The sequence below is a fragment of the Streptomyces spiroverticillatus genome, from assembly GCA_014650415.1.
Lineage (GTDB): Bacteria > Actinomycetota > Actinomycetes > Streptomycetales > Streptomycetaceae > Streptomyces > Streptomyces spiroverticillatus.
Window position 1 is genome coordinate 1 of the sequence record BMUX01000019.1, and the last position, 24,502, is coordinate 24,502.

At 70.4% G+C, this 24,502-nt stretch carries 24 protein-coding genes; 1 reads left to right on the plus strand and 23 read right to left on the minus strand.

Translation table 11 applies throughout. The features are described from left to right. From IE269_RS35110 to pyrR, 13 genes are all read right to left on the minus strand, one after another. Positions 1 to 84, minus strand: an 84-nt coding sequence (locus IE269_RS35110; RefSeq protein ID WP_189823287.1) for an S-adenosylmethionine synthetase N-terminal domain-containing protein, incomplete at its 3' end; no start/stop codon positions are given. A gap of 272 nt (positions 85 to 356) precedes the next feature. Then, positions 357 to 1,583 (minus strand): bifunctional phosphopantothenoylcysteine decarboxylase/phosphopantothenate--cysteine ligase CoaBC, encoded by a 1,227-nt coding sequence (coaBC, locus tag IE269_RS35115; RefSeq protein ID WP_189827475.1) that lies wholly within the window; start codon positions 1,581 to 1,583, stop codon positions 357 to 359. A gap of 101 nt (positions 1,584 to 1,684) precedes the next feature. After that, a complete protein-coding gene (gene rpoZ / locus IE269_RS35120; RefSeq protein WP_003970369.1) occupies positions 1,685 to 1,957 on the minus strand; it encodes a DNA-directed RNA polymerase subunit omega in 273 nt (90 codons plus the stop codon). Between the two features lie 81 nt (positions 1,958 to 2,038). Further along, the gene (gmk, locus tag IE269_RS35125) at positions 2,039 to 2,632 is read right to left on the minus strand and encodes a guanylate kinase (protein ID WP_189827341.1); all 594 of its coding nucleotides are present in this window, start codon (positions 2,630 to 2,632) and stop codon (positions 2,039 to 2,041) included. A 96-nt stretch (positions 2,633 to 2,728) separates the two neighbouring features. Then, complete coding sequence (locus IE269_RS35130; RefSeq protein WP_003970367.1) at positions 2,729 to 3,052, minus strand: integration host factor; 324 nt, start codon at positions 3,050 to 3,052, stop codon at positions 2,729 to 2,731. Between the two features lie 312 nt (positions 3,053 to 3,364). Beyond that, a complete protein-coding gene (pyrF, locus tag IE269_RS35135) occupies positions 3,365 to 4,204 on the minus strand; it encodes an orotidine-5'-phosphate decarboxylase (RefSeq protein WP_189827342.1) in 840 nt (279 codons plus the stop codon). Next, complete coding sequence (locus IE269_RS35140) at positions 4,201 to 5,310, minus strand: quinone-dependent dihydroorotate dehydrogenase (RefSeq protein WP_189827343.1); 1,110 nt, start codon at positions 5,308 to 5,310, stop codon at positions 4,201 to 4,203. The genes pyrF and IE269_RS35140 overlap by 4 nt, the downstream gene beginning before the upstream one ends. A gap of 81 nt (positions 5,311 to 5,391) precedes the next feature. After that, positions 5,392 to 8,703, minus strand: a complete 3,312-nt coding sequence (gene carB, locus IE269_RS35145; RefSeq protein WP_189827344.1) for a carbamoyl-phosphate synthase large subunit — start codon at positions 8,701 to 8,703, stop codon at positions 5,392 to 5,394. Further along, positions 8,696 to 9,832 (minus strand): glutamine-hydrolyzing carbamoyl-phosphate synthase small subunit, encoded by a 1,137-nt coding sequence (gene carA, locus IE269_RS35150; protein ID WP_189827345.1) that lies wholly within the window; start codon positions 9,830 to 9,832, stop codon positions 8,696 to 8,698. The genes carB and carA overlap by 8 nt, the downstream gene beginning before the upstream one ends. Further along, positions 9,829 to 10,407, minus strand: coding sequence for a PH-like domain-containing protein (locus IE269_RS35155; RefSeq protein WP_189827346.1), 579 nt, complete (start codon positions 10,405 to 10,407; stop codon positions 9,829 to 9,831). The genes carA and IE269_RS35155 overlap by 4 nt, the downstream gene beginning before the upstream one ends. Then, the gene (locus IE269_RS35160) at positions 10,404 to 11,690 is read right to left on the minus strand and encodes a dihydroorotase (RefSeq protein WP_189827347.1); all 1,287 of its coding nucleotides are present in this window, start codon (positions 11,688 to 11,690) and stop codon (positions 10,404 to 10,406) included. The genes IE269_RS35155 and IE269_RS35160 overlap by 4 nt, the downstream gene beginning before the upstream one ends. 30 nt (positions 11,691 to 11,720) lie before the next feature. Then, positions 11,721 to 12,680 carry an aspartate carbamoyltransferase catalytic subunit gene (locus IE269_RS35165; protein ID WP_189827348.1) on the minus strand — a complete coding sequence of 320 codons (960 nt, stop codon included), beginning with the start codon at positions 12,678 to 12,680 and terminating at the stop codon, positions 11,721 to 11,723. Positions 12,681 to 12,782: 102 nt separating this feature from the next. Next, positions 12,783 to 13,385, minus strand: coding sequence for a bifunctional pyr operon transcriptional regulator/uracil phosphoribosyltransferase PyrR (pyrR, locus tag IE269_RS35170; RefSeq protein WP_189827349.1), 603 nt, complete (start codon positions 13,383 to 13,385; stop codon positions 12,783 to 12,785). A gap of 240 nt (positions 13,386 to 13,625) precedes the next feature. On the opposite strand from pyrR, the gene bldD reads away from it, so the two are divergent. After that, the gene (gene bldD, locus IE269_RS35175; protein WP_185030598.1) at positions 13,626 to 14,126 is read left to right on the plus strand and encodes a transcriptional regulator BldD; all 501 of its coding nucleotides are present in this window, start codon (positions 13,626 to 13,628) and stop codon (positions 14,124 to 14,126) included. 322 nt (positions 14,127 to 14,448) lie between these two features. Here bldD and nusB read toward each other — a convergent pair whose 3' ends face one another. The 10 genes from nusB to mltG form a co-directional block, all read right to left on the minus strand. After that, positions 14,449 to 14,883, minus strand: a complete 435-nt coding sequence (gene nusB, locus IE269_RS35180; protein WP_189827350.1) for a transcription antitermination factor NusB — start codon at positions 14,881 to 14,883, stop codon at positions 14,449 to 14,451. A 2-nt stretch (positions 14,884 to 14,885) separates the two neighbouring features. Further along, complete coding sequence (gene efp, locus IE269_RS35185) at positions 14,886 to 15,452, minus strand: elongation factor P (RefSeq protein ID WP_189827351.1); 567 nt, start codon at positions 15,450 to 15,452, stop codon at positions 14,886 to 14,888. 48 nt (positions 15,453 to 15,500) lie between these two features. Next, positions 15,501 to 16,616 (minus strand): M24 family metallopeptidase, encoded by a 1,116-nt coding sequence (locus tag IE269_RS35190; RefSeq protein ID WP_189827352.1) that lies wholly within the window; start codon positions 16,614 to 16,616, stop codon positions 15,501 to 15,503. A gap of 689 nt (positions 16,617 to 17,305) precedes the next feature. Beyond that, complete coding sequence (locus tag IE269_RS35195; protein ID WP_189827353.1) at positions 17,306 to 18,196, minus strand: Pro-rich N-terminal domain-containing protein; 891 nt, start codon at positions 18,194 to 18,196, stop codon at positions 17,306 to 17,308. A gap of 210 nt (positions 18,197 to 18,406) precedes the next feature. After that, complete coding sequence (aroQ, locus tag IE269_RS35200; protein ID WP_229898121.1) at positions 18,407 to 18,889, minus strand: type II 3-dehydroquinate dehydratase; 483 nt, start codon at positions 18,887 to 18,889, stop codon at positions 18,407 to 18,409. Beyond that, entirely contained in the window at positions 18,886 to 19,986 is a 1,101-nt protein-coding gene (gene aroB / locus IE269_RS35205; RefSeq protein ID WP_189827354.1) for a 3-dehydroquinate synthase, read from the minus strand. Before aroB ends, aroQ begins: the two co-directional genes overlap by 4 nt. Beyond that, positions 19,983 to 20,465 (minus strand): shikimate kinase, encoded by a 483-nt coding sequence (locus IE269_RS35210; protein WP_189827477.1) that lies wholly within the window; start codon positions 20,463 to 20,465, stop codon positions 19,983 to 19,985. The genes aroB and IE269_RS35210 overlap by 4 nt, the downstream gene beginning before the upstream one ends. Before the next feature lie 41 nt (positions 20,466 to 20,506). Then, complete coding sequence (gene aroC / locus IE269_RS35215; protein ID WP_189827355.1) at positions 20,507 to 21,691, minus strand: chorismate synthase; 1,185 nt, start codon at positions 21,689 to 21,691, stop codon at positions 20,507 to 20,509. Between the two features lie 130 nt (positions 21,692 to 21,821). After that, complete coding sequence (locus tag IE269_RS35220; RefSeq protein ID WP_189827356.1) at positions 21,822 to 22,664, minus strand: shikimate dehydrogenase; 843 nt, start codon at positions 22,662 to 22,664, stop codon at positions 21,822 to 21,824. Further along, a complete protein-coding gene (mltG, locus tag IE269_RS35225; protein ID WP_189827357.1) occupies positions 22,642 to 24,438 on the minus strand; it encodes an endolytic transglycosylase MltG in 1,797 nt (598 codons plus the stop codon). The genes IE269_RS35220 and mltG overlap by 23 nt, the downstream gene beginning before the upstream one ends. Between the last annotated feature and the right edge of the window lie 64 nt (positions 24,439 to 24,502).

The following is a 24,502-nucleotide window of genomic DNA, read 5'->3' on the forward strand; positions in this document are numbered from 1 at the left end:
GAGAATCGTGTCGCTGATCTGGTCAGCGATCTTGTCGGGGTGGCCCTCGGTCACAGACTCCGAGGTGAAGAGACGACGGGACACAACGCTCCCTGGGGTTGCAGCGGCTGCTGGCTGATCATTGGCGGACCTGCCGGGAGCTGCGCCCGGCGTCGGTCCGCGACCACTTTATCGGTCGCGCCCGCCCGCTGGACCACGTGTCTCACCGAATGGCAATTGTGTGATCCGAGGCACTGCCTCGTGCGGTACGACAAAACGGCGGGGAGAGGGGTCGAAAATGGCCAATTAGCGGCATTTTCTCCCCCGGAGAGGTCCTGGAGACCCCCCGGAGGTTCCTCCGGGGGGCGAGGGATGCACTAGGCGGACTCAGGTCCCAGACGAGGGACGACCAAGTCCCACACGACATCCGCCAGCGTTTCCTTGGGACCGTACGGAACGGGCGTCTCCGCCCCGTCCGTCGCGAGCACGACCGCCTCGTTCTCCTCCGAGCCGAAGGTCTTGCGCTCCCCCACCTCGTTGACGACGAGGAGGTCGCAGCCCTTCCGCTGGAGCTTCTTGCGCCCGTTGGCGAGTACGTCGTCGGTCTCGGCGGCGAATCCGACCACCACCTGACCGGGGCGCAGCCGGGCGCCGGTGCCGCCGCCCGCGACCTCGGCGAGGATGTCCGGGTTGCGGACGAGGGCGACCGGTGCGGGCTCCTGGCCGTCCTGCTTCTTGATCTTTCCTGTGGCGTACGTCTCGGGGCGGAAGTCGGCCACGGCCGCGGCCATCACCACCGCGTCCGCGTCGGCGGCGGCCTTCAGGACCGCCTCGCGGAGCTGCACGGCGGTGCCCACGCGCACGATGTCGGCGCCCGCCGGGTCGGGCAGGCCGGTGTTCGCCTCGATGAGCGTGACCCGTGCGCCGCGCGCCAGGGCGGTGCGCGCGAGCGCGTACCCCTGCTTGCCGGAGGATCGGTTCCCCAGGTAGCGGACCGGGTCCAGCGGCTCGCGGGTGCCGCCCGCGCTGATGACGACGTGGCGGCCGGTGAGGTCGGGTTCCGCGACCCCGCGCGCCAGGACGCGCCGGCAGGTCTCGAAGATCTCGACCGGGTCCGGGAAGCGGCCCTTGCCGGTGTCGACGCCGGTCAGGCGGCCCACGGCGGGCTCCAGGACGACCGCGCCCCGGCGGCGCAGCGTGGCGACGTTCTCCTGGGTGGCCGGGTGCTCCCACATCTCCGTGTGCATGGCCGGGGCGAAGAGCACCGGACAGCGGGCGGTGAGGAGGGTGTTGGTGAGGAGGTCGTCGGCGAGGCCGTGCGCGGCCTTGGCCAGCATGTCGGCGGTGGCGGGGGCGACGACGACGAGGTCGGCGTGCTGGCCGATGCGCACGTGCGGGACCTCGTGGACGGAGTCCCAGACCTCGGTGGAGACCGGGTTGCCGGACAGGGCCGACCAGGTGGCCGCGCCCACGAAGTGCAGGGACGCCTCGGTCGGCACGACCCGTACGTCGTGGCCGGACTCGGTCAGCCGGCGCAGCAGCTCGCACGCCTTGTACGCGGCGATGCCCCCGCTGACTCCCAGGACGACCTTCGGCTTCTCCACCACTGCGACTCCCCGCACTCTTCGGATTCGTACAGGACCATCACACACCACAGGCCCGACGGGAGTCCCGTCGGGCCTGTGGTGAAGGTGCCAGATAGTGCCTACTGCGCGGGGCCCTCGATGGCCTCGGACGTCAGCAGACCCGCGTTGATCTCACGCAGGGCGATCGAGAGGGGCTTCTCGTGGACGTGGGTGTCCACCAGCGGACCGACGTACTCCAGCAGGCCCTCGCCGAGCTGGGAGTAGTACGCGTTGATCTGACGCGCGCGCTTGGCCGCGTAGATCACGAGGCTGTACTTGGAGTCCGTGGCCTCAAGCAGCTCATCGATCGGCGGGTTGATGATGCCCTCGGGCGTGGTGATGGAAGAGGACACGCTCTACCTTCCGAAAACTTCCGGGATACCCGGCTTCCCGGAGGACCGGTCTTCTGGGGCGCCCGAAAAAGTGGACAAAGATCAAACAACTTCCATCAAGGCTAGCAGCTCGCGTGCTACGTCCTCGACGGAGGTGTTGACAAGGGTGGTGTCGAACTCGGACTCGGCGGCCAGTTCGATCTTGGCGGCGGCCAGCCGGCGCTCGATGACCTCGGCCGACTCGGTGCCGCGCCCGGTGAGGCGGCGGACCAGTTCGTCCCAGTTCGGCGGGGCGAGAAAGACCAGCTGGGAGTCCGACATCGACTCCTTGACCTGGCGGGCACCTTCGAGCTCGATCTCCAGGAGGACGGGCTCGCCGGCCTCCAGGCGCTCGACGACCGCGTTGCGCGGGGTGCCGTAGCGGTTGCCCGCGAACTCGGCCCACTCCAGCAGCTCGCCGTTGGCGATCAGCTTGTCCATCTCCTCGTCGGTGACGAAGAAGTAGTGCACACCGTGCTTCTCACCGGGCCGCGGCTTGCGGGTGGTGGCCGACACGGAGAGCCAGACCTCGGGGTGGACCTTGCGCATATGCGACACGACCGTGCTCTTGCCGACCCCGGAGGGGCCGGAGAGCACGGTCAGCCGCGGACGTACGTCCGGGGGTACGGGGGACGTCCCCCGGGATGTTGCAGCCATGGAGCGATTATTCCAGCTTCCCGGGCGTGCCCGGACCGCGAGTCAATCGCCGTGTGCGCGGACGGGGAGTCCGAACCGGCCGTCCCAGGGGGACGGTCAGGCCGGGCTGCCGCCGAACTCGCGCTCCAGGGATGCGATCTGGTTGGAGCCGAGACCGCGCACGCGACGGCTCTCGGAGATGCCGAGCCGCTCCATGATCTGCTTGGCACGGACCTTGCCCACGCCGGGCAGGGACTCAAGGAGAGCGGAGACCTTCATCTTCCCGATGACGTCGTTCTCCTGGCCCTGCTTGATGACCTCGTGGAGGGAAGCGCCGGAGTGCTTGAGTCGATTCTTGACCTCGGCCCGCTCCCGGCGAGCCGCGGCGGCCTTTTCGAGCGCGGCTGCGCGCTGTTCAGGGGTAAGGGGCGGAAGAGCCACGCCTACGTCACCTCGGATGTCGAACTGTCGGATACGGACCGGCGCAGAGCTAGTAACCCCGCACGCGGTGACCAAACACACGGTGGAGCTGTGCGTTTGCTCTCGTCGGAGACTAGCGGGGTTGGCCGCTCCCGTCAGTGAGAACGGACTAAAAGTCCTGGTCAGCCTCAGACGACCAGGACATTTGCCCCATATCACCCTGGTTTCGGGTAAGGATTTCGTCAACATCGCGCCCGGGCCCGACGCACGAAGGGCGCGAACCCGGTTCCGGTCCGCGCCCTCAGGGCTTCCGTGCACCCTCCGACGAGCCCCTCAGGCCCCGGAGACCGCCTCGCGCACCTCGTCCGCGAAGCGCTGTGCGGAATCCCTCAGTCCGGTCAGGTCCGGTCCGTGACGGAGTACGCCCCGGCTCACGCTCGGTACGACGTTGCCCACCGCCGCGCCGAAGACGCCCGGAAGGTCGGCCGGGGTCGCGCCCTGGGCGCCGATGCCGGGGGCGAGCAGCGGGCCGTTGATCGCGAGGTCCGCGCCCGCGTCGCCCAGGGTCGCGCCGACGACCGCGCCGACGGAGCCCATCGGGTCCGCGCCGGCGTTCTCGGCGGCCATGTGGTCCAGCATCAGCTGGGCCAGCGAGCGCCCGTCGGCGGCGGTGGCGCGCTGCACCTCGGCGCCCTCGGGGTTCGAGGTGAGGGCGAGCACGAAGACGCCCGCGCCGTTCTCCTTGGCGAGGTCCAGCGCGGGGCGCAGCGAGCCGAAGCCGAGGTACGGGGAGACGGTCACCGCGTCGGAGAAGAGCGGGGAGGCCGGGTCCAGGTAGGTGGCGGCGTACGCGCCCATGGTGGAGCCGATGTCGCCGCGCTTGGCGTCCATCAGGACCAGGGCCCCGGCGGCGCGGGACTCCTCGACGGCCTTCTCCAGGACGGCGATGCCGCGCGAGCCGAAGCGCTCGAAGAACGCGGACTGCGGCTTGAGGACGGCGACCCGGTCGGCCAGTGCCTCGACGACGGTGCGGGTGAAGGTCTCCAGGCCCTTGATGTCGTCGTCCAGGCCCCAGGCGTCGAGGAGGGAGGCGTGCGGGTCGATGCCGACGCAGAGGGGGCCGCGGGTGTCCATGGCCTTACGGAGTCGGGTACCGAAGGGGATCACAGTCATGCGGCGGCCTTCTTGGTGTCTGCGCCGACGGCCTCGGCGAGGGTCTTGTACGGGCTGTTGGCGAGGCGCGCGGCCAGGCCCTTGTGGAGGGCGCGGGCGTAGAAGGGGCCCTCGTAGATGAAGGCGCTGTAGCCCTGGATGAGGGTGGCGCCCGCGAGGATGCGCTGCCAGGCGTCCTCGGCGTTCTCGATGCCGCCCACCCCGATGAGGGTGAGGTCGTCGCCCACGCGGGCGTACAGGCGGCGCAGGACCTCCAGGGAGCGCGCCTTGACGGGTGCGCCGGAGAGGCCGCCGGTCTCCTTGCAGAGGTCCGGGGAGGACTTCAGGCCGAGGCTCTCGCGGGCGATCGTCGTGTTGGTGGCGATGATGCCGTCGAGGCCCAGCTCCAGGGCCAGGTCGGCGACCGCGTCGACGTCCTCGTCCGCGAGGTCCGGGGCGATCTTGACCAGGAGCGGGACGCGGCGGTCGGTGACCGTGCGGTCGGCTGCTTCCCGGACGGCGGTGAGCAGCGGACGCAGGGACTCCGTGGCCTGGAGGTTGCGCAGGCCGGGGGTGTTCGGGGAGGAGACGTTGACGACGAGGTAGTCGGCGTGGGCGGCGAGGCGCTCGGTGGACGTCACGTAGTCGCCGACCGCTTCCTCCTCCGGGACGACCTTGGTCTTGCCGATGTTGACGCCGACCGTGGCCTTGAAGACCGGGTTGCGGGCCGCCAGGCGCGCGGCGACGGCCTCGGAGCCCTCGTTGTTGAAGCCCATGCGGTTGATGAGCGCACGGTCCGCGATCAGGCGGAAGAGGCGCTTCTTGGGGTTGCCGGGCTGCGGCTGGGCGGTGACGGTGCCGATCTCGATGTGGTCGAAGCCGAGCATCGTCATGCCGTCGATGGCGACCGCGTTCTTGTCGAAGCCGGCGGCGAGGCCGAAGGGGCCGTGCATGCGCAGGCCGAGTGCCTCGGTGCGCAGCTCCTTGTAGCGGGGCGCGAGGGCGGCGGCCACGAACGTACGCAAAACAGGAATGCGGGCGGCCAGGCGGATCCAGCGGAAGGCCAGATAGTGGGCCTTCTCGGGGTCCATCCGCTTGAAGACGAGGTTGAAGAAGAACTTGTACATGGGTGCCTTCGCAGAAGTCTGGGTGAGGGGGCTCGCGAAGAGGGGGACACCGAATGCTTCTGGTGTCCCCCTCTGTGGCGGCTAGTCCTCGCGGGCCGCGATCAGATGTTCCGCGTGTTCCTGGAGGGAGCGGACTCCGACGTCTCCGCTGTTGAGCGCGTCGATGCCCTGCACGGCGGCGGCGAGCGCCTGGACCGTGGTGAGGCAGGGGACGCCGCGGGAGACAGCGGCCGTACGGATCTCGTAGCCGTCGAGGCGGCCGCCCGTGCCGTACGGAGTGTTGATGATGAGGTCGACCTCACCGTCGTGGATCAGCTGGACGATGGTCTTCTCGCCGTTGGGGCCCTCGCCCTCGGACTGCTTGCGCACGACGGTGGCGTTGATGCCGTTGCGCTTGAGGACCTCGGCCGTGCCGGAGGTGGCCAGCAGCTCGAAGCCGTGGGCGACCAGCTCGCGGGCCGGGAAGATCATCGAGCGCTTGTCGCGGTTGGCGACCGAGATGAAGGTGCGGCCCTTGGTGGGCAGCGGGCCGTACGCGCCGGCCTGCGACTTGGCGTACGCCGTGCCGAAGACCGAGTCGATGCCCATGACCTCGCCGGTGGAGCGCATCTCCGGGCCGAGGACCGTGTCGACGCCGCGTCCGTGCATGTCGCGGAAGCGGCTCCACGGCATCACGGCCTCCTTGACGGAGATCGGCGCGTCCTGCGGCAGCGTGCCGCCGTCGCCGGTGGCCGGGAGCATGCCCTCGGCGCGCAGTTCGGCGACGGTGGCGCCCAGCGAGATGCGGGCGGCGGCCTTGGCCAGCGGCACCGCGGTCGCCTTCGAGGTGAAGGGGACGGTGCGCGAGGCGCGCGGGTTGGCTTCCAGGACGTACAGGATGTCCCCGGCCATGGCGAACTGGATGTTGATCAGTCCGCGCACGCCGACGCCCTTGGCGATGGCCTCGGTGGAGGCGCGCAGGCGCTTTATGTCGTGGCCGCCGAGGGTGATCGGGGGCAGCGCGCAGGCGGAGTCGCCGGAGTGGATGCCGGCTTCCTCGATGTGCTCCATGACGCCGCCGAGGTAGAGCTCGGTGCCGTCGTAGAGGGCGTCGACGTCGATCTCGATCGCGTCGTCGAGGAAACGGTCGACCAGGACCGGGCGGTCCGGGCTGATCTCGGTGGACTCCTCGATGTAGGAGGAGAGGCGGGTCTCGTCGTAGACGATCTCCATGCCGCGGCCGCCGAGCACGTACGACGGGCGGACGAGGACGGGGTAGCCGATCTCGTCGGCGATGGCCTTGGCCTCGGAGAAGGTGGTCGCGGTGCCGTGCTTGGGGGCCGGCAGACCGGCCTCGGCGAGCACGCGGCCGAAGGCGCCGCGGTCCTCGGCGGCGTGGATGGCCTCCGGCGGGGTGCCGACGACGGGCACGCCGTTGTCCTTGAGCGCCTGGGCGAGACCGAGGGGGGTCTGGCCGCCGAGCTGGACGACGACACCGGCGATGGGGCCCGCGAGGGACTCCGCGTGGACGATCTCCAGCACGTCTTCGAGCGTCAGCGGCTCGAAGTACAGGCGGTCGGAGGTGTCGTAGTCGGTGGAGACGGTCTCCGGGTTGCAGTTGACCATCACGGTCTCGTAGCCCGCGTCGCTGAGCGCGAAGGAGGCGTGGACGCAGGAGTAGTCGAACTCGATGCCCTGGCCGATACGGTTCGGGCCGGAGCCCAGGATGATCACTGCGGGCTTCTCGCGCGGCGCGACCTCGCTCTCCTCGTCGTACGAGGAGTAGAAGTACGGGGTCTTGGCGGCGAACTCGGCGGCGCAGGTGTCGACCGTCTTGTAGACCGGGCGCACGCCCAGCGCGTGCCGGACCTCACGGACGACGTCCTCGCGCAGGCCGCGGATCTCGGCGATCTGCACGTCGGAGAAGCCGTGGCGCTTGGCGTCGGCGAGCAGCTCGGGGTCGAGCTTGTCGGCGGCGGCCAGCTCGTCCGCGTACTCCTTGATCAGGAACAGCTGGTCGACGAACCAGGGGTCGATCTTCGTGGCGTCGAAGACCTCTTCCTGGGTTGCACCGGCCCGGATGGCCTGCATGACGGTGTTGATGCGGCCGTCGGTGGGGACCTTGGAGATTTCGAGCAGCTCGGCCTTGTCGCCGGGCTCGCCGACGAAGGTGAACTGGCTGCCCTTCTTCTCCAGCGAGCGCAGCGCCTTGTTGAGGGCCTCGGTGAAGTTGCGGCCGATGGCCATGGCCTCGCCCACCGACTTCATGGTGGTGGTGAGGGTGGCGTCGGCGGCCGGGAACTTCTCGAAGGCGAAGCGCGGGACCTTCACGACGACGTAGTCGAGGGTCGGCTCGAAGGAGGCCGGCGTCTTCTCGGTGATGTCGTTGGGGATCTCGTCCAGCGTGTAGCCGACGGCGAGACGGGCCGCGATCTTGGCGATCGGGAAGCCGGTCGCCTTCGACGCGAGCGCCGAGGAGCGCGAGACGCGCGGGTTCATCTCGATGACGATGATGCGGCCGTCGTCGGGGTTGACCGCGAACTGGATGTTGCAGCCGCCGGTGTCGACGCCGACCTCGCGGATGATCGCGATGCCGATGTCGCGCAGGCGCTGGTACTCGCGGTCGGTCAGCGTCATCGCCGGGGCGACGGTGATCGAGTCGCCGGTGTGGACGCCCATCGGGTCGAAGTTCTCGATGGAGCAGACGACCACGACGTTGTCGTTCTTGTCGCGCATCAGCTCCAGCTCGTACTCCTTCCAGCCGAGGATGGACTCCTCCAGGAGCACCTCGGTGGTCGGGGAGAGCGTGAGGCCCTGTCCGGCGATGCGGCGCAGCTCCTCCTCGTCGTGGGCGAAGCCGGAGCCGGCGCCGCCCATGGTGAAGGAGGGGCGGACGACGACGGGGTAGCCGCCGAGGGTGTCGACGCCCTTGAGGACGTCGTCCATGGAGTGGCAGATGACCGAGCGGGCGGACTCGCCGTGGCCGATCTTCTTGCGGACCTCTTCGACGACGCCCTTGAAGAGGTCGCGGTCCTCGCCCTTGTTGATGGCTTCGACGTTGGCGCCGATCAGCTCCACGCCGTACTTCTCCAGGACGCCCTGCTCGTGCATGGAGATCGCGGTGTTGAGCGCGGTCTGGCCGCCGAGGGTGGGCAGGAGGGCGTCGGGGCGCTCCTTGGCGATGATCTTCTCGACGTACTCCGGGGTGATCGGCTCGACGTACGTGGCGTCGGCGATCTCCGGGTCGGTCATGATCGTCGCGGGGTTCGAGTTGACCAGGATGACCCGCAGGCCCTCGGCCTTGAGGATGCGGCAGGCCTGGGTGCCGGAGTAGTCGAACTCCGCGGCCTGGCCGATGACGATCGGGCCGGAGCCGATGACCAGGACGGACTGGATATCGGTGCGCTTAGGCACGCTGGCCCTCCATGAGCGTTACGAAGCGGTCGAACAGGTACGCGGCGTCGTGCGGACCCGCAGCTGCCTCGGGGTGGTACTGGACGCTGAACGCGGGCTGGTCGAGGAGCTGGAGGCCCTCCACCACGTTGTCGTTCAGGCAGACGTGGGAGACCTCGGCGCGGCCGTAGGGCGTGTCCGAGACCTTGTCGAGGGGCGCGTCGACGGCGAAGCCGTGGTTGTGCGCGGTGACCTCGACCTTGCCGGTGGTGCGGTCCTGCACCGGCTGGTTGATGCCGCGGTGGCCGTACTTCAGCTTGTACGTGCCGAAGCCGAGCGCGCGGCCGAGGATCTGGTTGCCGAAGCAGATGCCGAACAGGGGGGTCTTCTTGGCGAGGACCTCCTTGATGACGGTCAGGTCGACGGTGGCCGGGTCGCCGGGGCCGTTGGAGAGGAAGACACCGTCGGGGCCGACGGCGTACAGGTCCTCGGCGGTGGCCGTGGCGGGCATCACGTGGACCTCGATGCCGCGCTCGGCCATCAGCGCCGGGGTCATGCCCTTGATGCCGAGGTCGATGGCGGCGACGGTGAAGCGCTTCTCACCGACGGCGGGGACGACGTACGTCTCCTTGGTGGCGACCTCGGCGGAGAGGTCGGCGCCCTTCATCTGCGGGGCCTGCTTGACCCGCTCCAGGAGGGTGGCCTCGTCGGCCAGGGCCTCGCCGGAGAAGATGCCGACGCGCATCGCGCCGCGCTCGCGCAGGTGGCGGGTGAGGGCGCGGGTGTCGATGCCGGAGATCCCGACGACGCCCTGCTTGCTCAGCTCGTCGTCCAGGGAGCGCTGCGAGCGCCAGTTGGACGGGATGCGGGCGGGGTCGCGGACCACGTACCCGGCGACCCAGATCTTCGCCGACTCGTCGTCCTCGTCGTTGACGCCGGTGTTGCCCACGTGCGGGGCGGTCATCACGACGACCTGGCGGTGGTACGAGGGGTCGGTGAGGGTCTCCTGGTAGCCGGTCATGCCGGTGTTGAACACCGCCTCGCCGAAGGTCTCCCCCACGGCCCCGTAGGCGCGGCCGCGGAAGCTGCGGCCGTCCTCCAGGACGAGTACGGCGGGAGCCTGTGCGGCTCCCCGGGTGGAGATCGTCATCGTGCGGTGCCTTCCGTAGTAACTGCGTTGTTCATGGTGTTGATGGCCTCGACCCAGGCCGCGTGCTCGGCGGCCTTGTCGGAGCGGAAGCCGGAGTCGAGCTGCTTCTCCCCGTGCTCCCAGGTGACGACCAGGAGGCCGCCCTCCGCGAGGACCTTGCCCGCGATGCCCTTGTCGAGGCGGGCCTCGACGAGCTGCGCGCGCGGGATGAAGAAGTCGTCCGCGCCGGGGCGTACGACGTCCAGCCCCTGGTCGGTCAGGGTGAGCTCGGCCCGGCTGCGCGTGCCGAGCCCGTGGGCGACGATCCGGTCGAGCCACTGCCCGGCGGTCGTGGAGCCGTGGTACCGGCCGCTCATCCTCAGCTTCGCCTCACCCGGCTCCGACGGCGATTCGGGGAGCTCGGGCAGGTCCGACTGGAGGGTGCCGCGCCACTTCCAGCCCTGGCGCATCAGCCAGTAGACGAGGGCGACGAAGAGGGCGAGTCCGACGACCCAGCCGATGCGTCCGGCCCAGTTCGTCACCTCCGCCGACTTCTGCTCGGCGTCCGCTGCCAGGGTGATGAGGAGTGATGTCACGCGAGTTTCCCGTCCACGACCGTTGCCCGGCCCCGCAGGAAGGTGTGGGTGACGCGTCCCGGCAGCTCGCGGCCCTCGTAGGGGGTGTTGCGGCTGCGGGAGGCGAAGCCCGCGGGGTCCACCTGTCCACGGTAAGCGGCGTCGAGAAGGGTCAGGTTCGCGGGCTCCCCGACGGCGATCGGACGGCCGTGGCCCTCCAGGCGGCCGATGGCGGCGGGCTTGGCGGACATGCGCTCGGCGACACCGGCCCAGTCGAGCAGGCCCGTCTCGACCATCGTCTGCTGGACGACGGACAGGGCGGTCTCCAGGCCGACCATGCCCATGGCGGCGGCGGCCCACTCGCAGTCCTTGTCCTCGTGCGGGTGCGGGGCGTGGTCGGTGGCGACGATGTCGATCGTGCCGTCGGCCAGCGCCTCGCGGAGCGCCAGGACGTCCTTCTCCGTACGGAGCGGCGGGTTCACCTTGTAGACCGGGTTGTACGAGCGGACCAGCTCGTCGGTGAGCAGCAGGTGGTGCGGGGTGACCTCGGCGGTCACGTCGATGCCGCGCGACTTGGCCCACCGTACGATCTCCACCGAACCGGCGGTCGACAGGTGGCAGATGTGCACGCGCGAGCCGACGTGCTCGGCGAGCAGCACATCACGGGCGATGATCGACTCCTCGGCGACGGCCGGCCAGCCGCCCAGACCCAGCTCGGCCGAGACGACGCCCTCGTTCATCTGGGCGCCCTCGGTGAGGCGGGGCTCCTGGGCGTGCTGGGCGACGACGCCGCCGAATGCCTTCACGTACTCCAGCGCGCGGCGCATGATGACCGCGTCGTCGACGCACTTGCCGTCGTCGGAGAAGACCTTCACCCCGGCGGCCGAGTCGTGCATGGCCCCCAGCTCGGCGAGCTTCTTGCCCTCCAGGCCGACGGTGACGGCGCCGATGGGCTGCACGTCGCAGTAGCCGGACTCCTTGCCGAGCCGGTAGACCTGCTCGACCACGCCGGCGGTGTCGGCGACCGGGAAGGTGTTGGCCATCGCGAAGACGGCGGTGTAACCACCGGAGGCGGCGGCCCGCGTACCGGTCAGCACGGTCTCGGAGTCCTCACGGCCCGGCTCGCGCAGGTGGGTGTGCAGGTCGACCAGACCCGGCAGGAGGACCTTGCCGTCGGCCTCGACAACCTCGGCGCCCTCGTCGGACAGGCCGCTGCCGACCTGGACGATGGTCTCGCCGTCGATCAGGACGTCCTGGACCTCGCCGCCCAGCACCTTCGCACCACGGATCAGGGTCTTGCTCATGATTTCTTGCTCTCCTCGGTACGAAGGGTGTTACTGGGCGGCGGCGGACTCGTTGCCGCCGAGAAGCAGATACAGGACGGCCATCCGCACGGAGACTCCGTTGGCGACCTGCTCGACGACCGTGCAGCGGTCGGAGTCGGCGACCTCGGCGGTGATCTCCATGCCGCGGACCATCGGGCCGGGGTGCATGACGATGGCGTGCTCGGGCATCTTCGCCATCCGCTCGCCGTCCAGCCCGTACCTGCGCGAGTATTCGCGCTCGGTCGGGAAGAAGGCGGCGTTCATGCGCTCGCGCTGGACGCGGAGCATCATCACCGCGTCGGACTTGGCGAGGACGCTGTCGATGTCGTACGAGACCTCGGCGGGCCAGTTCTCGACGCCGATCGGCAGCAGGGTGGGCGGCGCGACGAGGGTGACCTCGGCGCCGAGGGTGTGCAGCAGGTCGACGTTCGACCGCGCGACCCGGCTGTGCAGGACGTCGCCGACGAGCGTGATCCGCTTGCCTTCGAGGTCCTGGCCGAGGCCCGCGTCCCGCCCGACCAGCCGGCGGCGCATGGTGAAGGCGTCCAGCAGGGCCTGGGTGGGGTGCTGGTGGGTGCCGTCACCGGCGTTGATGACGGTCGCGTCGATCCAGTCGGAGGTGGCGAGGCGGTACGGGGCCCCGCTCGCGCCGTGCCGGATGACGACGGCGTCGACGCCCATGGCCTCCAGCGTCTGCGCGGTGTCCTTGAGCGACTCGCCCTTGCTGACGGACGACCCCTTCGCGGTGAAGTTGATGACGTCCGCGGAGAGCCGCTTCTCGGCGGCCTCGAAGGAGATCCGGGTCCGGGTCGAGTCCTCGAAGAAGAGATTGACGACGGTCCGCCCGCGCAGCGTGGGCAGCTTCTTGATGGGCCGGTCGGCGACCCGGGCCATCTCTTCGGCGGTGTCGAGGATCAGGACGGCGTCGTCGCGGGTGAGGTCGGCGGCCGAGATGAGGTGACGCATCATCGGGGGTTCTCTCCAGGTGTACGGAGGAGGTGGGCAGCAGGCAGGACGGCAGGCAGCAGCGTCCCTACGACCCGGATCGCGGGCCGTACGGGGCGGCAGGGGCTACTTGCTGTCGGCCGGGGCGGTCTGCTTGACACCGAGCAGCACGGTGTCGCGACCGTCCTCCTCGGCGAGCTGGACCTTGACCGTCTCCCGCAGGGACGTGGGGAGGTTCTTGCCGACGTAGTCGGCGCGGATCGGCAGTTCGCGGTGGCCGCGGTCGACGAGGACCGCGAGCTGGACCGCGCGGGGGCGGCCGAGGTCGCCCAGGGCGTCGAGGGCGGCGCGGATGGTGCGGCCGGAGAAGAGGACGTCGTCGACGAGGACCACCAGGCGGCCGTCGAGGCCGTCGCCGGGGATTTCCGTACGAGCCAGGGCACGCGCGGGGCGCATCCGCAGGTCGTCGCGGTACATCGTGATGTCGAGGGAGCCGACCGGCATCGGGCGGCCGGTGATCTCTTCGAGCTTGGCGGCGAGCCGGCGGGCGAGGAAAACACCGCGGGTCGGAATGCCGAGGAGCACCACATCGTCGGCGCCCTTGGCGCGTTCGACGATTTCGTGGGCGATACGAGTCAGTACCCGGGCGATGTCGGGGCCTTCGAGAACGGGCCGCGCCGCATCGCCTTCGCCGGAAATTCCGGAATTAAGCGTGTTACTGGTGTCCATAAAAAACGGACCTCCTTCTCCGCCTCACGGGACGGTTCTTAAAGGACGTCGGGATGTGCGTGTTCCACGGTACCAGGGGGCCCGTAATGCCTCTCCCCCAGGGTGGCGAACCCCTTGGATCCCTTGTCCCACGGGGCTCCCACCCGTTCGGCTTGACGCAGCCAAGTAACGCTGCGTAACCTCACAGTGAGTTACCAGCCACGCGGCGGAGCCGCAATGTTCCAGCGTCCGGGGAGCTTTATGTCCAGCGAATACGCCAAGCAGCTCGGGGCCAAGCTCCGCGCCATCCGCACCCAGCAGGGCCTTTCCCTCCACGGTGTCGAGGAGAAGTCCCAGGGCCGTTGGAAGGCGGTCGTGGTGGGTTCGTACGAGCGCGGCGACCGTGCCGTGACCGTGCAGCGCCTCGCCGAGCTGGCGGACTTCTACGGGGTCCCCGTCCAGGAGCTCCTGCCCGGCACGACCCCCGGCGGTGCCGCCGAGCCGCCGCCGAAGCTGCGCCTCGACCTGGAGCGTCTCGCGCACGTTCCGGCGGAGAAGGCCGGCCCCCTCCAGCGGTACGCGGCCACCATTCAGTCGCAGCGCGGCGACTACAACGGCAAGGTGCTGTCGATCCGTCAGGACGACCTGCGCACCCTGGCCGTGATCTACGACCAGTCGCCCTCGGTCCTGACCGAACAGCTCATCAGCTGGGGCGTCCTGGACGCGGACGCGCGTCGCGCGGTCGGGCACGAAGAGGTCTGACCGGCACCCCGGGAAGCCGGGTGCCGCAAGAGAAGAAACGTACCGCCGGGGGCGGTGGGAACCATGGGGTTCCCACCGCCCCCGGCGGTTTTTCCGTACCCGTGGGGCACACCCCAGCCCCCTTGGGCGACGGGGCCGCCCCAAGGGGGCGGAACGGGCGGGCAAGGGGGCGGCCCCTCTCGCTCCGGGCCCACCCCGGCGCCGGCCCCGCCCCGCAGAGCCCATAAGGCGCGGTGCCCCGGACGCGTCGTAGGGCCTGCAGTACGGGGTCACCCGTACCGCAGGCCCTACGTTCAGCGGCGCACTCCGCGCACCGAGAGCGTCAGCTCTCCTCGCGGCGCAGCTTCGGCTTCAAATCCTTGAAGCGGCCGAGGAGGCCGTTCACGAACGACGGGGACTCGTCGGTGGAGAACTCCTTGGCGAGCTGAACCGCCTCGTCGATCACCACGGCGTCCGGGGTCCCGTCCACCCACACCAGCTCGTACGTACCGAGCCGGACGATGTTGCGGTCCACGACCGGCATGCGGTCGAGGTCCCAGCCCTCGGCATAGGTCTCGATGAGCTCGTCGATGCGGGGCGCGTACTGCGCGTACCCCTCGACCAGCTCCATCGTGTATTCGGTCACCGGCGGCTGTCGCTCGTCGCTCCGCGAGTGCCGGACCCAGTCCGCGAGGACATTCTGCACGGACGTGCCGCGCTGATCGGCCTCGAAGAGGATCTGGAACGCGCGCTTGCGGGCGTTGTTGCGAGCGGCCACGGTTAGCTGTTCACCCGGCCGAGGTAGTCGCCCGTGCGGGTGTCGACCTTGATCTTCTCGCCGGTCGTGATGAACAGCGGGACGCCGATCTCGTAACCGGTCTCCAGGGTGGCGGGCTTGGTGCCACCGGTGGAGCGGTCGCCCTGCACGCCCGGGTCGGTGTGCTGGATGGTCAGCTCGACGGCGGCCGGGAGCTCGACGTAGAGCACCTCGCCCTCGTGCTGCGCGACCGAGGCGGTGAAGCCCTCGATGAGGAAGTTGGCGGTGTTGCCGACGGCCTTGCGGTCGACCATGAGCTGGTCGTACGTGTCCATGTCCATGAAGACGAAGTAGTCGCCGTCCATGTACGAGAACTGCATGTCGCGACGGTCGATGGTGGCCGTGTCGACCTTGGTGCCGGCGTTGAACGTCTTGTCGACGACCTTGCCGGACATGACGCTCTTCAGCTTGGTGCGCACGAAGGCAGGGCCCTTGCCGGGCTTGACGTGCTGGAACTCGACGACGGACCAGAGCTGGCCTCCGTCGAGCTTGAGCACCATGCCGTTCTTGAGGTCGTTCGTGGAAGCCACGGTTGCGGAATCTCCTGGACTGGTGGAACGACCGACGGAACGCCTCGGCTAGAGCGCGAGGAGCTCTTTGGTCGTAATGGTGAGTAGCTCGGGTCCGCCGTCCGCCTCGGGGCGTACGACGAGAGTGTCGTCAATCCGGACTCCGCCCCGACCTGGGAGGTGAACCCCCGGTTCGACGGTGACCGGCACACAAGCGTCCAGTTTACCCATGGCCGACGGTGCCAACTGCGGGTCCTCCACGATTTCGAGCCCCACGCCGTGTCCGGTGGCCGCCGGAAGGGCTTCGCCGTACCCTGCGGCCTCCAGTCCCTGCCGGGCCGCACGGTCCACTTCCCGGTACTCGACACCGGGCGCGAGGGCCTCTCTCCCCGCCCTCTGCGCGGCGAACACCAGGTCGTACAGCTCGATCTGCCAGTCCGCGGGGGCGGTCCCGATCACGAACGTACGCCCGATCTCGCACCGGTATCCCCGGAAATTGGCCCCGAGGCACACGGACAGGAAATCCCCCTCCTCCACCCGCCGATCGGTCGGCCGATGCCCGCTTCGGCCCGAATTCGGCCCGGTCCCGACGGACGTCGCGAAAGCCGGCGCATCCGCCCCGTGATCCACGAGCCGCCGCTCCAGCTCCAACGCGAGATGCCGCTCCGTCCTGCCCACCAGAATCGACTCCAGCAACTCCCCCAACGCCTGATCAGTGATCTCCGCAGCCGTCCGCAGACACGCGATCTCCTCCTGATCCTTCACGATCCGCTGCTGCTCGACGGCGGCCCCCAGCTCCGCGAGCCGCACCCGCGGGGCGACCGACCCGAGCGCCCGGTACCGGGCGACGGTCAGGTGGTGCTCCTCCACGGCCAGCGACCCGGCCCCTGCCGCCGCGGCGAACCCGGCAGCCGCCACAGCCGCATCCGCCCCGGGAACGGGCAGCACACTGACCCTGAGCGCCTCGTCGGGCCGCCCCTCCACGGGCGTCCCCTCCGGCGTACGCGGACACAGCAGCACATCGCTCTCCGGCCCCCCGGGCCCGACGAGCAGCACGGCCCCGGGCGGGGCGCTCCCGGCGAGATAACGGACGTTGGCGGGCCTCGAAACGAGCGCCGCCTCGCTCCCGGCGGCGGCCGCACGATCGCGCAGCCGCCCACGACGAACTCCATGCGCATCGGACATGCCCTCAACGTAGGTACGCCACCCCCACCCCGCCGCCCGAGCGCGTCCGACCGGGGGCCACTGTGCGGCTCCGCTGCGCGGACTCTTCCGTGCCCCTTCAGGGGCGCGGGGCTGTTCCGCTGCGCAACTCCGCTGCGGCGAGACAGCGCCCCGTCAGGGGCGCGGGGCTGCTCCGATGTGCGGCTCCGCCGCGCGGGCGCGCCCTGCCCATACGGGCCGCTCCCTTTCCGCACCCCTTCAGGGGCGCGGGGAACTGCGCGCCCAGCCACCCACCCAGCCGCGCGGCGAGCGCTTTAGGTGAAGGGGCGGGGCTGGGGACCCCCTGGCCCAGCGGGCCGGAGCTTCACGTACCCGGCACGGGGAGGCGCCCCGAGAGCCCCGGGGCTGCGCGCACCCGGCACGGAAGGTGCGGGCAGAGGCCGGTGCCGGGGCGGGCCCGGAGCGAGGGGGCCGCCCCCTTGCCCGCCCGTCCCGCCCCCGGGGGGCGGCCCCGCCGCCCAAGGGGGCTGGGGAGAGGGAGGTGGGGGCGGCCCCGCCACCCGAGGGCACGGGGGTGGTGGAAGGGGAGGCCCGCCCAAGGGGGCTGGGGCGGAGAGGGCCGCCGCCCAAGGAGGCGAGGGAAACAGGGGGGCACGGCCGGAGCGACGCCGCAGGCAGCCGAGGCGTCGGCTGCGGCGGAAAGCCCCCGCCTACCACGTCGGCGGACTCGCCATCGCCCTCGCAAGCGTCTCATCCAGCAGCCTCGCCGTCGTCGCCACATCGAACTGCGAGTTGTCGATGATGGGCAGCCCCGACCCGTACCACCCGGCCATCCGCCCATGGATCCGCGCGACTTCCTCGTCGCTGAGCCGCCGGTTCCCGCTCCGCTTGGCGTTCCGCTCCAGGACGACCTCGAGCCCCGGCAGCAGCACCACGGGCAGCAGCCCGGGCCCCACGTGCCGCTTCCACCCCCCGAGCCCCACCACGGGCCAGTCCGGGAAGACCGCGTCGTCGACGATGCACGAAATGTTGTTCGCCAGAAAGTTCCGCGCCGCGAACCCGCACGTCCGCCGCGCCAGCCGGTACTGCGCCTCGGAGTGGTCGTTCCACCCGGACTGCGGGTCGGCGAACCCGGAGCACACCCACTCCCGCACGTCGTCCAGGCTGATGTGCGCCGTCGGCACCCGGCGGCTCTGCGCCCAGTACTTGGCCACGGTGGTCTTGCCCGCCCCCGCCGGACCTATGAGCAGCACGGCGAGCGTGGTGTTGCCCGTGCCCGCGTGCCCCTGCGCCCCCGGCGCCTGCGGCAGCGGTACGGGGCCGCCCGGCGGCAGCTGGATGTGCCCGGTGGTGTCCCTGGCCCCCGACGGCACGGGCGCGTGCTGCGGGCCGGTGCCGGGCTGGGGCGCACCATGCCCGTGCCCGTTCCCATTGCCGTGCGGCGCCGTGAATCCCGGCACGGGCCCCTGCGGCGGCGTGTGCGGCGGCAGCGGAGGCCCCTGCGGTGCCGGCGGGCCGACGGGCGGGTGCGGGGCACCCCCCGCCCAGCTCTGGCCAGAACCGTGCGGCGGTGGCAGCGGCGCCCCCACTACGTGCTGCATCCGGTGCCACTCCGTCTCGTACAGGCGACTGTTGCCGGGCTGACCGGTGCGTCGAAACCGACTCGATTCGAAACCGACTCGACGCACCGGAACCGTTGTGATGCTGACCCGAAAGGACCGGGTCGAACCCTCGAACGGTACCGCCCCCGTCGTTCACCAGGTGAACGGCCGGGGGCGATCCTAAGTGCCCTGCCCTGTCAGACGGCAGTCTCAGCCGTCGAGTTCCTCCGCGAGCGCCCGCAGTGCGAGCCGGTACGACCCGATCCCGAAGCCCGCGATCGTCCCACTGGCAACAGCGGCAACGACCGAGGTGTGCCGGAATTCCTCACGGGTGTACGGGTTCGAGATGTGCACCTCGATCAGCGGGGCGGTGCGCTGGGCCGCCGCGTCCCGCATCCCGTACGAGTAGTGGGTGAAGGCCCCCGGGTTGAGCACGACCGGAATCGAGCCGTCCGCCGCCTCGTGCAGCCAGCGGATCAGTTCGCCCTCGTCGTTGGTCTCCCGGACCTCGACCTCGAGGCCCAGTTCCTTGCCGAGCCCCTGGCAGGCCTCGACCAGCCCGGCGTACGAGGTCGCCCCGTACACGTCCGGCTCCCGCGACCCGAGCCGCCCGAGGTTCGGCCCGTTCAGCACGAACACCCGGCGCGCGTACCGCGTACCGCGCACCTGGCGGCCGCCGCTGCCGCCGCTCACGCCGCGATCTCTGCGTGTGCGGCCAGCAGCATCGCCGGGTCGGGACCCTCCAGGACGACCGGCTTGCCCAGCCCGTCCAGGACGATGAAGCGCAAGCGGTCGCCGCGCGACTTCTTGTCGACCTTCATGTTCTCGACCAGCTTCGGCCACTGGTCGCCCCGGTAGGTGAGCGGCAGCCCGACCGACTCCAGGATCGACCGGTGCCGGTCGGCGGTGGCGTCGTCCAACCGGCCGGCGATCCGGCCGAGTTCGGCGGCGAAGACCATGCCCACGGACACGGCCGCGCCGTGCCGCCAGTTGTAACGTTCGTTCTTCTCAATGGCGTGGCCGAGGGTGTGGCCGTAATTGAGGATCTCGCGGCGCCCGGCCTCCTTGAGGTCCCCGGACACCACCTCCGCCTTGACCCGAATAGAACGCTCGATCAACTCGGCGGTGTGCGGCCCGGCAGGCGTGCGCGCCGCCTGAGGGTCCTCCTCGATCAGATCCAGGATCACCGGGTCCACGATGAACCCGGCCTTGATGATCTCCGCGAGCCCCGACACGTAGTCGTTCACCGGCAACGAGTCCAGCGCCGCCAGGTCGCACAGCACCCCGGCCGGCGGGTGGAAGGCCCCGACGAGGTTCTTGCCCTCGGCGGTGTTGATGCCGGTCTTGCCGCCGACGGCCGCGTCCACCATGCCGAGCACGGTCGTCGGTACGGCGATCCACCGCACCCCGCGCAGCCAGGTCGCCGCGACGAAGCCCGCGACATCGGTCGTGGCCCCTCCCCCGACGCCGACGATCACATCGGTGCGGGTGAAGTTGGTCTGGCCCAGCGCCTTCCAGCAGTACGCCGCGACCTCGACGGTCTTGGACTCCTCGGCGTTGGGCAGCTGGATCGCGATGACCTCGTAGCCCTGGTCCGCGAGGTCCGCGCGCAGCGCCTCACCGGTCTCGGCGAGGGCCTCGGGGTGCAGTACGGCGACCCGCTTGGCCTGCTTGCCGATCAGCCCGGGAAGCTCGCCCAGCAACTGCCGCCCCACCAGCACCTCGTACGCCTCGGTGCCGTCCGTGCCGCCGACGGTGATCCGCGTCGGCGCTGCTACCTGCTCGGTCATGCGTCCTTCAACTCCAGTGCGTCCAGGACCGCCTGGGCGACCTCTTCGGGGGTACGCCCGTCGGTGGCGACGACCACCCGGGCGACTTCGGTGTACAGGGTGCGGCGGGCCTCCATCAGCTCACGCCACTGCTTGCGCGGATTGACGGCGAGCAGCGGACGGGCCTGGTTCAGCCCGGTGCGCTTCACCGCCTCCTCGACATCCATCGACAAATAGACAACCGGATGCGCGGAGAGCAGCTCCCGGGTCGACTCGTCGAGGATCGCCCCGCCGCCGAGGGCGAGCACGCCCGCGTGCTCGGCGACGGCCGTACGCACCGCCTCCCGCTCAAGCCCACGGAAGTACGACTCGCCCTCATCCACGAAGATGTCGGCGATCTCACGGCCCTGAGCTGCGACGATGTCCGCGTCGGTGTCCCGGTGCGGGACACCGAGCCGCTCGGCGAGCAGCGCGCCGACGGTGGTCTTCCCGACCCCCATCGGCCCGACCAGTACGACCTTCGGCCCGTTCGAAGTGCCGCTCACCGGATCTGGAGGTTGTCGAGGTACGACTGCACGTTGCGCCGCGTCTCCCCCACGCTGTCCCCGCCGAACTTCTCGGCGACCGCGTCCGCCAGCACCAGCGCCACCATGGCCTCGGCCACGATGCCCGCCGCCGGAACCGCGCACACGTCGGAGCGCTGGTGGTGCGCGGCAGCGACCTCACCGGTCGCCACGTCGATCGTCGCCAGCGCGCGCGGCACCGTCGCGATCGGCTTCATCGCCGCCCGTACGCGCAGCAGCTCGCCCGTGGACATGCCGCCCTCGGTGCCGCCCGCCCGCCCGGTTGTACGCTTCACGCCGTCCACCGTCGGCACGATCTCGTCGTGCGCCTTCGAGCCCGGCACCCGCGCCAGGTCGAAGCCGTCGCCGACCTCGACACCCTTGATCGCCTGGATGCCCATCAGCGCACCCGCCAGCCGGGAGTCCAGCCGCCGGTCCCAGTGCGTGAAGGAGCCAAGACCCACCGGCACGTTGTACGCCAGCACCTCGACCACACCACCGAGGGTGTCGCCGTCCTTGTGGGCCTGGTCGATCTCCGCGACCATCGCCTTCGACGCGTCCGCGTCCAGGCACCGCACCGGGTCCTCGTCGAGCTTCGCCTCGTCGGAGGGGACGGGCAGGACACCGTACGGAGCCTTCGCCGCCGCCAGCTCCACGACGTGCGAGACGATCTCGATGCCGGTCGTCTGCTTGAGGTACGAACGGGCCACCGTGCCCAGCGCCACCCGCGCCGCGGTCTCCCGGGCACTCGCGCGCTCCAGGACCGGACGGGCCTCGTCCAGAGCGTACTTCTGCATGCCCGCAAGGTCGGCGTGGCCGGGGCGGGGGCGGGTCAGCGGCGCGTTGCGCGCCATCGTCGCCAGCTCCTCGGGATCGACCGGGTCGGCCGACATGACCTTCTCCCACTTGGGCCACTCGGTGTTGCCCACCATGATCGCGACGGGGCCGCCCATGGTGAGGCCGTGCCGTACGCCGCCGAGGAAGGTGACCTCGTCCTTCTCGAACTTCATCCGGGCGCCGCGCCCATAGCCGAGCCGTCGCCTGGCCAGCGCGTCCGCCACCATCTCCGTGGTGATCGGCACGCCGGCGGGAAGACCCTCCAGCGTCGCGACGAGTGCGGGTCCGTGGGATTCTCCCGCGGTCAGCCAGCGCAACCTGCTCAACGATGCTCCTCATGCTCGCGCCCGGAACTGCTACGACGCAGCCCGGGTGCGCGGCCCGGACCCGCCACCCCCGATCCTCCCACGTCCGGCGACGGGCCCCTGCCCCCGGTCCAGCACTCGGACCGGAAGATCAACGCATCGACAGTGCCCGCTCGCCGGCGGCCCGCATCGCGGCGAGCGGCGCGACGGGTGCACCCGTCATCTGCTCGACCTGGAGCACCGCCTGGTGAACGAGCAGATCCAGCCCGCCGACCACCGCTCCCCCGCGCGCCGACCAGGCGCTCGCGAGGGGGGTCGGCCACGGCTCGTACAGCACGTCGAAGAGCGTCCCGGCGGACTGCGGCACGTCCGTGGCCAGCGCGTCCGTGGTTCCGGCCGGGGTGGTCGCGATCACCAGGGGCGCGGCGAAGGCCTCGCGGGCGTCGTTCCAGTCGGCGGTGCGGACGTCGACTTCCAGCCGCTCGCCCCAGGTCCGCATCTCGGCCGCGCGCGCTTCACTGCGTACGTACGCGGTGACCGGTCCGGTGCATATCCGGCGCAGTGCGGCCAGCGCCGAGGAGGCGGTGGCCCCGGCGCCGAGGATCGCGGCGGAGTCGACCTTCTCCACCCCGCGCTCACGCAGGGCGGCGATCATGCCGGGGATGTCGGTGTTGTCGCCGAGCCTGCGCCCGTCCTCGGTGAGGACGACGGTGTTGACCGCCTCCACGGAGGCCGCCGTCTCGCTGACCTCGTCGAGCAGCGGCATGATCGCCCGCTTGAGCGGCATGGTCAGTGAGAGCCCGGCCCACTCCTGGTTCAACTCCCGTACGAATGCGGGGAGTTGGGCTTCGTCCACCTCGAAGCGGTCGTACGACCAGCCCTCCAGCCCCAGCTCCGCGTAGGCGGCGCGGTGCAGGACCGGGGACAGGGAGTGGGCGATGGGCTTGCCGAGGACGGCGGCCCGCCGTGCGTCAGCGGCCCTTCTGGCTCTCATTGAACTTGTCCTTCAGCTTGAGGAACTCGGCGTGCGTCTTGGCGAACTCGGTCTTGCTCTTGCCGTCGGTCGCCACGAAGTAGAGCCAGCCGTCGTTCGTCGGGTTCGCCGCCGCGGCGAGGGCGTCGTTGCTGGGATTGTTGATGGGGCCGGGCGGCAGACCGGGGTGGGTGTAGGTGTTGTAGGGGTCCTTGTCCTTCTTGACCGCGTCTTCGCCGATGTTGATGTTGCTCTGGCCCTTGGCGTAGTTGTAGGTCGAGTCGAACTGGAGCATCCCCACGGTCTGGGCGTTGTACTTGCGCCGGTTGTAGATGACCTCGGCGATCTTGCGGTAGTCGTCGTGCGTCTTGCCCTCGGCCTCGACGAGGCTCGCCCCGATGAGCAGCTCGAAGGGCTTGAGCTTCAGCTTCGACGCCTCTTCGGTGATGTTCTGCGCCTCGTAGTAGGAGGTGGCCTTCGAGACCATCCTCTTGAGGATCGCCTCGGGCTTCGTCCCCTTCGGCATCGAGTAGGTGGCGGGCTGCAGGAACCCTTCCAGCCTGTCCTTGATCTCCGGGTCCTTGGGCACCCAGGCCGGCAGGCCGAGGCTGTCGGCCTGGGCCTTGGCGACATCCTTCGTGGTGCCCGGCTTGAGTCCGAGCCGCTTGTCGATCTGGGCGTAGACAGCGACGTTCCGGGTGCCGGGGGTGAGGACGTAGTTGTTGCGGCTCTTCGGGTCGAGCATCAGCTCGACGGCGCTGGCCGCCGACATCCCCTTGCGCAGGATGTACGAACCGGGCTGGAGCGTCCGCCCCTTGGGGTTCTTCTCCGCCGCGGCCGTGAAGGCGTCGACGCTCTTGACGACGCCCGCCTTCTTCAGCGCGTTGCCGATCTCGTTGATCCCCGCGTCGTCCTTGATCTCCAGCTCGACCTGCCCGGAGCCCTCGCCGTCGAAGTCCTCGGCCGGTCCGAAACGCGCCTTCCAGAAGTCGTATCCGACGTAGGCAACCCCACCGAGTCCCCCGAGGATGACCACCGAAACCACCAGGCACGCGACGCCGTTGCGGCCCTTCTTCTTGCCCTTGCCGCCGCCCTTGCCCCGGCGCGAGGCGGGCTCGTCGTCGTACTCGTCGTCGTCACCGCCACCACCGCCGCGGCCGGCCCGGGTGTCGTCGGTGCCGGTGAAGAAGGGGTGCTCCTCCTTCACGGGGGCGTCCGCGTCCCAGTCGGTCTCGGGCTCGGGGGCCGCCCTCCGCTGGGCAGGGGGCTGCGGCGGCGGGTAGGCGTCGGGGGTGCCGTAGTAGTCCTGGTTCTCGCCGCCGTAGCCGGGCTGCTGGCCGCTGTAGGGGTCGGCCGCGTTCATCCCGTACGGAACGGCCTGGCCCTGACCGGTGTCCCAGTCGCCCTGCTGCTGGCCGTACCCCTGTTGCTGCTGCGGGTACTGGCCGCCCTGCTGGGCCTGCGCGTACTGCCCGCTGTCGTACGGGGCCTGCGGGTACTGGCCGCTGTCGTGCCCCTGGCCGTACTGCTGCTGGGCCTGGGGGTACTGACCGCTGTCGTGGCCCTGGCCGTACTGCCCGTTGGGGACCTGCTGGTACTGGCCGCTGTCGTAGTACGGCTGCTGGGGCTGACCCTGCTGCTGCGGGTACTGCTGCTGGCCGCCGTACGTCGGGTCGTAGGGGACCGAGCCGTTTCCGGCCTGCTGTCCGCCCCAACCCTGGTCACCCTGGTCCCCGTACAGCGGGTCCTGAGGGTGCCACGGTTCGGAGCCTTGGCCCCGGCCATACTCAGTCATCGGTCCCCTAGAGCCGCGAGGCGGCGGGTGTGGCGCGCGTGGGGCACGGCATCCGTCCCGCCTC

Bases quoted from the DNA above. Each gene is read 5' to 3' on its own strand.
- IE269_RS35190 (WP_189827352.1), bottom strand. From the start codon at position 16,616: ATGTCCGATGCGCATGGAGTTCGTCGTGGGCGGCTGCGCGATCGTGCG.
- bldD (WP_185030598.1), top strand. From the start codon at position 13,626: ATGTCCAGCGAATACGCCAAGCAGCTCGGGGCCAAGCTCCGCGCCATC.
- pyrF (WP_189827342.1), bottom strand. From the start codon at position 4,204: ATGACTGTGATCCCCTTCGGTACCCGACTCCGTAAGGCCATGGACACC.
- gmk (WP_189827341.1), bottom strand. From the start codon at position 2,632: ATGGCTGCAACATCCCGGGGGACGTCCCCCGTACCCCCGGACGTACGT.
- IE269_RS35140 (WP_189827343.1), bottom strand. From the start codon at position 5,310: ATGTACAAGTTCTTCTTCAACCTCGTCTTCAAGCGGATGGACCCCGAG.
- carA (WP_189827345.1), bottom strand. From the start codon at position 9,832: ATGACGATCTCCACCCGGGGAGCCGCACAGGCTCCCGCCGTACTCGTC.
- IE269_RS35220 (WP_189827356.1), bottom strand. From the start codon at position 22,664: ATGAGAGCCAGAAGGGCCGCTGACGCACGGCGGGCCGCCGTCCTCGGC.
- pyrR (WP_189827349.1), bottom strand. From the start codon at position 13,385: ATGGACACCAGTAACACGCTTAATTCCGGAATTTCCGGCGAAGGCGAT.
- IE269_RS35165 (WP_189827348.1), bottom strand. From the start codon at position 12,680: ATGATGCGTCACCTCATCTCGGCCGCCGACCTCACCCGCGACGACGCC.
- IE269_RS35160 (WP_189827347.1), bottom strand. From the start codon at position 11,690: ATGAGCAAGACCCTGATCCGTGGTGCGAAGGTGCTGGGCGGCGAGGTC.
- IE269_RS35210 (WP_189827477.1), bottom strand. From the start codon at position 20,465: ATGGGGGTCGGGAAGACCACCGTCGGCGCGCTGCTCGCCGAGCGGCTC.
- IE269_RS35195 (WP_189827353.1), bottom strand. From the start codon at position 18,196: ATGCAGCACGTAGTGGGGGCGCCGCTGCCACCGCCGCACGGTTCTGGC.
- mltG (WP_189827357.1), bottom strand. From the start codon at position 24,438: ATGACTGAGTATGGCCGGGGCCAAGGCTCCGAACCGTGGCACCCTCAG.
- aroB (WP_189827354.1), bottom strand. From the start codon at position 19,986: ATGACCGAGCAGGTAGCAGCGCCGACGCGGATCACCGTCGGCGGCACG.